This is a genomic window from Staphylococcus arlettae, assembly GCF_002902345.1.
GTDB classification, from domain to species: Bacteria; Bacillota; Bacilli; order Staphylococcales; family Staphylococcaceae; genus Staphylococcus; species Staphylococcus arlettae.
This window is the reverse complement of sequence record NZ_PPQB01000004.1, coordinates 21,852-29,337: the sequence shown is the minus strand read 5'-3', so window position 1 is coordinate 29,337 and position 7,486 is coordinate 21,852. Positions and strand designations below refer to the sequence as shown.

The following is a 7,486-nucleotide window of genomic DNA, read 5'->3' as shown; positions in this document are numbered from 1 at the left end:
TGCCGGGGTGGGACGACGAAATCATTTTTTCAAATCAGATTTCTGTCCCACTCCCTCTTTTTAATGTTTAAAATATAAAAATAAGTGAAAATATAAATTATTAGACTTACTTTTACAAAACCATTCTTTATGAAATATAGAATGTAAATCGTAACTTATTATTCTTAATTAATGTACATATTGAGTATGTGAAAGTATCTTTTAACAATTATTTCGTGTAAAATAATTAATTAGAGAATAATGAGGAGAATTGAAAATGGAATATCTAGGTCAATTTGCAATAGTACATTTAATATTACATGTTATCTGTATTTGTATAAGTTATTGGGCATTGAATGCTGTAAGATTAGAACAGTTTTTTAAAAAGGGTTTCCCCGTTCAAGTACAAATATGTATGATTTTTATTGCTATATTTTTAGGTACTGCAGTAAGTAATTTTATAATTGATTTATTACAATTTTCTACACAACTAAAATATTTGATGAAATAGGTCAAATACTTGTGAATTATTTTTCAATAAAGATATAATAATTTTGAAAGTAACTAAAAATATAATATTTAAAAGAGTCTGAAATAGGAGTTTAAAGTGGAGGATATTAAGATGGACAAAATAGTTATCAATAGCGGAAATAAACTAACTGGAGAAGTTAAAGTTTCAGGTGCTAAAAATGCAGTTTTACCTGTATTAACAGCATCATTATTAGCTTCAGAAGGTGAAAGTAAACTATTAAACGTGCCTGCATTAAGTGATGTAGAAACGATTAATAATGTAATATCTACATTAAATGCAGAGGTTTCATACAACAAAGAAGAAGAATACGTATCTGTAGATGCAACCAAAACTTTATTTGAAGAAGCTCCTTACGAATATGTAAGTAAAATGAGAGCAAGTATTTTAGTAATGGGTCCGTTATTAGCACGCTTAGGTCATGCTAAAGTAGCGTTACCAGGTGGATGTGCTATTGGCTCTCGACCAATCGAACAACATATTAAAGGCTTTGAAGAATTGGGCGCTGAAATCCATATGGATGGTGGATTTATTTATGCAAATGCTCAAAATGGCTTAAAAGGAACAACAATACATTTAGATTTTCCAAGTGTTGGTGCAACACAAAATATTATAATGGCGGCGTCATTAGCCGAAGGAAAAACAATTTTAGAAAACGTAGCACGTGAACCTGAAATTGTAGATTTGGCTAACTATATAAATGAAATGGGCGGCAATGTATTAGGTGCTGGTACTGATACAGTCACTATAAATGGTGTGGAAAAACTACACGGTGTAGAACATGCAATTATTCCAGATAGAATTGAAGCAGGTACTTTACTTATCGCTGGCGCAATTACACGTGGTGATGTATTAGTAAACGGTGCAATAAAAGAGCATATGACAAGCTTAGTGTATAAACTGGAAGAAATGGGAGTAGATTTAGAATACTTAGATGATGCTATACGCGTACGAGCAACTGAAGAACTAAAACCAGTGGATATTAAAACTTTACCACATCCTGGATTCCCTACAGATATGCAATCCCAAATGATGGCATTATTATTGACTGCAGAAGGTAATAAAGTTGTAACTGAAACAGTTTTTGAAAATCGTTTTATGCACGTAGGCGAATTCAAACGTATGAATGCTAACATTTCAGTTGAAGGTCGCAGTGCTAAAATTGAAGGTAAAAGTGAATTACAAGGTGCACAAGTTAAAGCCACAGACTTACGTGCAGCAGCTGCATTAATATTAGCTGGGTTAGTTGCACAAGGTACAACACAGGTGACAGAACTTAAGCACCTTGATCGTGGTTATGTTGACTTACATGGCAAATTAAAATCATTAGGTGCAGATATCGTACGCGTTCAAGATTAATGCTAATTTACAACAATGAATTAAGTTGGAGGAACTTAAAATGGAAACAATTTTCGATTATAATCAAATCAAGCAAATCATCCCACATAGACAACCTTTTTTACTCATTGATAAAGTGGTTGAGTATGAAGAAGGTAATCGTTGTGTAGCGATTAAAAAAGTGTCTGGTAACGAACCATTTTTCCAAGGTCATTTTCCAGAGTATGCAGTAATGCCTGGTGTGTTAATTACTGAGGCGTTAGCTCAAACTGGCGCAGTGGCAATGTTAAATAGCGAGGAGAATAAAGGGAAATTAGCTTTATTTGCTGGTATTGATAAATGTCGCTTTAAACGTCAAGTTGTTCCAGGTGATACTTTGACATTAGAAGTTGAAATTACAAAAATTAAAGGACCTATAGGTAAAGGTACTGCTAAAGCAACGGTAGATGGTCAAGTAGCATGTAGTTGTGAATTGACATTTGCAATACAAGACGCATAATTATAAAGCGAAAGGTGTTCAAAAACCTTCGTTGCATTGTAATAGTTAATACTATATGTAAAGAGTCTAACACATTAATAGATATGCTTTATTTAAAATTTTCACTTTAATAAGTGTTATTTTGACAAAGGCATTTCATAATGTGTTCAGGCTCTTTTTTTGATGCGTAAATTATACTTTTTAAGAAAACAAAATTAAAGAAACACTTTTGATATAAGTCATTTTGACAAAAACAAAAGTGTCTAAGTAAGTTAATTATAGTTTTATATTATGTGTTAAATCATTCCGTACATTTAATGTTTGTCGCTTTTCTCATCTTTTAAACGAGGTTTCGATTGCATCAATCTATTAAATGATGTTTTAAGTTCATCTCCTGTAAGACCTTCATCGATGAGTTGTTCTAATAAACTTTCAGCATATACTTGTCTTAATGTATAGATATGGCATTCAAAAACTACAGAAATAGAATGTTGTAATTTAGTAATATGCTTTATCGTGGCATCAAAGAGTGCAGGATCATTTGAAGGTCGTGTGATAACAACACGAATATCTAATAAACTATCGTCTTCTTGAAAAGCTTTCATTGTTTCATAGTGATAATCTGAAATGACGATTTCTAATAACCAGCCAGTGCCACTATTCTCTTTATTGATAATGACACCATCTTCTAATTCGTATTCAGTGACACCACCGTTTTCTGATACGATTTGAAATCTTACGGCTTTAAATGTTTTCATCGTCTCACATCCATTAATAAAATTTAAAAATTACTATATCTACATTTATGTACCCATTATAACGTAATTTTAAATTCAGAAGCTAGTTATTATAAAATATAGAATGTTTCTGTCAACAATCACTTACTTTTAGCGTTTTGACGGTATAGCTACTAATTGTATATGATATCGATAAGGAGGTGACATATGATTAACCACATAGTCGTTGTTGGACGACTGACGAAAGACCCGAAAATTTATAGTAATCAGGGTAAACATCTAGCAACCTTTAGTTTAGCTGTAGATCGTCATTACAAATACAAAACAGAGCATCAAGCATGTGATTATTTAAATTGTAAAGCTTTAGGTACTCGAGCACTTAACATTAAACAATATTTATCACAAGGCTCTTTAGTAGCCATTATCGGGAATCTACAATCATCTAAGTATGATAAAGTAGGGCAAACACATTTTATTACCGAGATATTAGTGGAAACAATTAGATTTCTTTCTCCTAAATCGCTAACACAAGTTTCAACGGCCTGTAGTCCTAATCCTATCGGCTTGAAACTATAAAAATTCTACATTATTTAATTTGAAGTTTATATGCCAAAACTACCATCTTATTTCAAATTTATCTCCCAATATAAACCACTATGATATACACTTTTAAATCCTAATATCAATTATACTTCTTTGAAATGGCCATCTTTCATTTTATGATTGGTGGCTATTTCTTTGAATTGTTATTAAATAGTATGCAGAATAATCTGATAAATTACATGATAATTACATACCAATATATAAATTATGCTCAATTTAAATTTGATATGAAGGTAATAATCGGCATTTTTGGTTATGTTTTTTATGACATTGTATGTAATTAGGTTGTAAAAAAAGCCAATACTTTTTTATTTTGTTGTAACCTACAAGGTGATTTTGGATGTTATAGTGGTAACTGCAAATTGATAATAAAAATTATTTACCTTATAGGAGGATTATTAACAATGAAAAAGACAGTAATTACTTCAACATTAGCACTAGGATTAGGTGTAACAGGAGTAGCATCTGGACAAGCTGATGCTTCTGAACAAGGTATTGATAAAGCACAATTAGCACATACAGCACAAAATAACCCTCAACAATTAAATGACGCGCCAATTCATGAAGGTGCTTATAACTATGATTTTAATCACGATAAAGTAGATTACAATTTTGATTCAGATGGAACTTATTGGTCATGGAGTTACAATGGCTATGGTCAAGGAACAGCTGATACTAATGCTCAATCAACTCAAGATACTGAGCAATCAGCACCAGCAGAACAAGCAACATCAACAGAACAAAGTGAGCAAGCTGAACAACCACAACAAACAGCTGCACCACAAACTGAAGAAACTCAACAACCACAACAAGAATCAACTTCTTCAAACAGTGAAAGCTCAAGTGAAGCTACAAGTGGTTCATCTGTAAATGTTAACTCTCATTTACAAACAATCGCTCAACGTGAATCAGGTGGCGATATTACAGCTATTAATCCAAGTTCAGGAGCTGCAGGTAAATATCAATTCTTACAAGCTACTTGGGATTCAGTAGCACCAGCTGAATACGTTGGTGTATCACCAGCAGAAGCTCCAGAATCAGTACAAGATGCAGCTGCAGTTGAATTATACAACACAGTTGGTCCATCACAATGGGTTACTGCATAATTTAAATAATTGTAAATGAATATAAGGATTTAATTTCGAGGCTAGGACAATATTAATTGTCCTAGCTTCTTTTCATATTGGCAGTAGCTGACTGCATTGAAAATGCGCTTTAAACCAAGCTTATTTCAACGCTAGTCACCCTTGCCGGGGTGGGACGACGAAATCATTTTTTCAAAATCAGATTTCTGTCCCACTCCCTATTTATATCTAATTTTGCAATATGAATAGGATTTTGTTATGTTAATAGTAATATAATAATAAAACTGCTAGGGGTGCCTATTGGCTGAGATGATATTAGTTATCAGACCCTTATAACCTGATTTGGTTAATACCAACGTAGGAAAGTGGACTAATAAAGTAGAGCATAGTTTAATTCTGCCTAATTTGTACTGCATTCTTACGTTGAATGTGGTTTTTTAATAGGAGGAATTATACATGACATTTTCACAAGAATTAAAAACTGCATCACAATCCATCATTGATGATATTTATCAAGATGGTTTTATACAAGACATGTTAACTGGCACTTTGTCAGAAGCTGCAGCTAAATTTTATTTAAGAGCAGATGCTTCATATTTAAAAGAGTTTGCGAACATATACGCTTTACTCATTCCCAAAATGGAAAAGTTAGAAGATGTTCAATTTTTAGTAGAACAAATTCAATTTATTGTTGAAGGTGAAGTAGAAGCTCATGAAATTATTGCCGATTTTGTGGGTGAAAATTACGATGCTATTGTACAAGAAAAAGTGTGGCCACCGAGCGGAGATCATTATATTAAACATATGTATTACAATGCTTACACTAAAGAGAATGCCGCACATACAATTGCAGCAATGGCGCCATGTCCATATGTTTATCAAGTAATCGCACAACAAGCACTCAAAGATCGTAAGTTAAATAACTCAAGTGTATTAGTAAAATGGTTTGAGTTTTATAGTACTGAAATGGATGCCTTAGTAAATATTTTTGATCAACTGATCGATCGACTAACAGTAAATTGCTCTAACGAAGAATTAGTCCAAATTAAAGATGCTTTCCTACAAAGTACAATACATGAGCGACGATTTTTCAATATGGCATATGTACAAGAAGAATGGAATTATGGAGGGAAAGTTAATGAAAAAGCCTAAAATAGCCTTGACTGTCGCAGGTACTGATCCAACAGGTGGTGCAGGCGTAATGGCAGATTTGAAGTCTTTTCATGCATGTGGTGTTTATGGAATGGCAGCTATTACAAGTATCGTTGCACAAAACACTAAAGGTGTACAGCACATTCATAATCTTGACCCTGAGTGGTTAAGCGAACAACTAGAAAGTATTTATGATGATGAGCAACCACAAGCGTTAAAAACAGGTATGATTGCTTCAAAAGATATGATGGAACGTATCCAAGTTTATATTAAGCAACATCCAGAAAAGCCATATGTTATAGACCCAGTTATGCTTGCTAAAAGTGGTGATTCGTTAATGGAAGACGTCGGTAAACAACACTTACAGTCTATATTGTTGCCTTATGCAACGGTTGCTACACCAAATATTCCAGAAGCAGAAGAAATTACTGGTATCAAAATTAATGATGAGTCTTCTATTTATCAAGCAGGTAACATATTTATCAAAGAAATTGGTAGTAAAGGCGTAGTGATAAAGGGAGGTCATTCGGCTGATTTAACTGAGTCAAAGGATTATTTATTTACTCAAGATGATGTGTTTACATTTACTGAACCACGTTTTGAAACTAAACATACACATGGTACGGGCTGTACTTTCTCAGCTGTAATTACGGCTGAACTTGCTAAGGGTAAATCGATTTATGATGCTGTTAAAAAAGCCAAAAAATTTATTTCTTTAAGTATTGAATATACACCGGAAATAGGTTATGGCAGAGGCCCAGTTAACCATTTTGCTTATATGAAAAAGGTAGGTTTAGATGATGAATAATTTAGAAAAACTGCGTCAACACAACCCATTAGTTATATGTTATACCAATGATGTAGTTAAACATTTTACTGCTAATGGTTTATTAAGTATTGGTGCCAGCCCAGCAATGAGTGAAGCGCCAGAGGAAGCCTCTGAATTTTTAGCAGCTGCTGGAGCTTTAGTGATTAATATCGGTACGTTAACCAAACAAAGTGCAAAAGATATGTTGGAAATTGCTAAAATAGCCAATGAAGAAAATACACCCATTGTTTTTGATCCAGTAGCAGTTGGTGCTTCCCAATTCAGAAAATCATTCTGTCAACAATTTTTAGAAGAAGTAGATGTAACTGTAATTAAAGGAAATGCTTCTGAGATATTAACATTAATTGATTCTAAAACAACTATGAAAGGTACAGATAGTAATACTGCATTAGATGTGGTAACAATAGCCAAAAAAGCACGACAATTGTTACAAACAACGATAGTGATTACAGGTGAAATAGATGTCATTGCACACGAAGACAAAATACTAAAATTAGCCAATGGTGCGCCAATGTTAACGCGTATCACTGGTGCAGGATGTTTATTAGGAGGTATTATCGCTAGCTTTGTAAATAAACAGTTAGCGCCTAAAGTAGACATAATTGAAGAAGCTGTCAGCATTTATAATATTGCTGCCGAGCAAGCTGCTCAGGCAATTAACGGACCAGGTGCATTTTTGACTCAGTTTATTGATGCGCTTTATAACGTAACATATGATGATTATTTGGCACAGCGACAAGTTGAAGAGGTGTAAGT

Annotated in this window: 9 protein-coding genes and 1 riboswitch; of the genes, 8 read left to right on the top strand and 1 reads right to left on the bottom strand. The window is 33.3% G+C overall.

Going from position 1 to position 7,486, the window contains the following annotated elements; translation table 11 throughout:
• Positions 1-256 precede the first annotated feature (256 nt).
• From CD036_RS00195 to fabZ, 3 genes are all read left to right on the top strand, one after another.
• A complete protein-coding gene (locus CD036_RS00195) occupies positions 257-490 on the top strand; it encodes a DUF1146 family protein (protein WP_103387749.1) in 234 nt (77 codons plus the stop codon).
• Positions 491-601: 111 nt separating this feature from the next.
• On the top strand, positions 602-1,867 hold the full coding sequence (murA, locus tag CD036_RS00190; protein ID WP_103387748.1) for a UDP-N-acetylglucosamine 1-carboxyvinyltransferase: 1,266 nt from the start codon (positions 602-604) through the stop codon (positions 1,865-1,867).
• 40 nt (positions 1,868-1,907) lie between these two features.
• Entirely contained in the window at positions 1,908-2,345 is a 438-nt protein-coding gene (gene fabZ / locus CD036_RS00185; protein WP_103387747.1) for a 3-hydroxyacyl-ACP dehydratase FabZ, read from the top strand.
• A 293-nt stretch (positions 2,346-2,638) separates the two neighbouring features.
• On the opposite strand, the gene CD036_RS00180 is transcribed toward fabZ, so the two are convergent.
• Positions 2,639-3,082 carry a YwpF-like family protein gene (locus tag CD036_RS00180; RefSeq protein ID WP_002508994.1) on the bottom strand — a complete coding sequence of 148 codons (444 nt, stop codon included), beginning with the start codon at positions 3,080-3,082 and terminating at the stop codon, positions 2,639-2,641.
• A gap of 186 nt (positions 3,083-3,268) precedes the next feature.
• Between CD036_RS00180 and CD036_RS00175 the strand changes: the two genes are divergently transcribed.
• From CD036_RS00175 to thiM, 5 genes are all read left to right on the top strand, one after another.
• Positions 3,269-3,637 (top strand): single-stranded DNA-binding protein, encoded by a 369-nt coding sequence (locus CD036_RS00175; RefSeq protein WP_002508995.1) that lies wholly within the window; start codon positions 3,269-3,271, stop codon positions 3,635-3,637.
• A gap of 431 nt (positions 3,638-4,068) precedes the next feature.
• The gene (locus CD036_RS00170; RefSeq protein WP_002508996.1) at positions 4,069-4,770 is read left to right on the top strand and encodes a transglycosylase family protein; all 702 of its coding nucleotides are present in this window, start codon (positions 4,069-4,071) and stop codon (positions 4,768-4,770) included.
• 258 nt (positions 4,771-5,028) lie between these two features.
• Positions 5,029-5,130, top strand: a riboswitch (TPP riboswitch).
• Between the two features lie 75 nt (positions 5,131-5,205).
• Complete coding sequence (tenA, locus tag CD036_RS00165) at positions 5,206-5,901, top strand: thiaminase II (protein ID WP_002508997.1); 696 nt, start codon at positions 5,206-5,208, stop codon at positions 5,899-5,901.
• Positions 5,888-6,709, top strand: a complete 822-nt coding sequence (gene thiD / locus CD036_RS00160) for a bifunctional hydroxymethylpyrimidine kinase/phosphomethylpyrimidine kinase (RefSeq protein WP_002508998.1) — start codon at positions 5,888-5,890, stop codon at positions 6,707-6,709. The genes tenA and thiD overlap by 14 nt, the downstream gene beginning before the upstream one ends.
• Positions 6,702-7,484 (top strand): hydroxyethylthiazole kinase, encoded by a 783-nt coding sequence (gene thiM, locus CD036_RS00155; protein WP_103387750.1) that lies wholly within the window; start codon positions 6,702-6,704, stop codon positions 7,482-7,484. The genes thiD and thiM overlap by 8 nt, the downstream gene beginning before the upstream one ends.
• Positions 7,485-7,486: the final 2 nt, after the last annotated feature.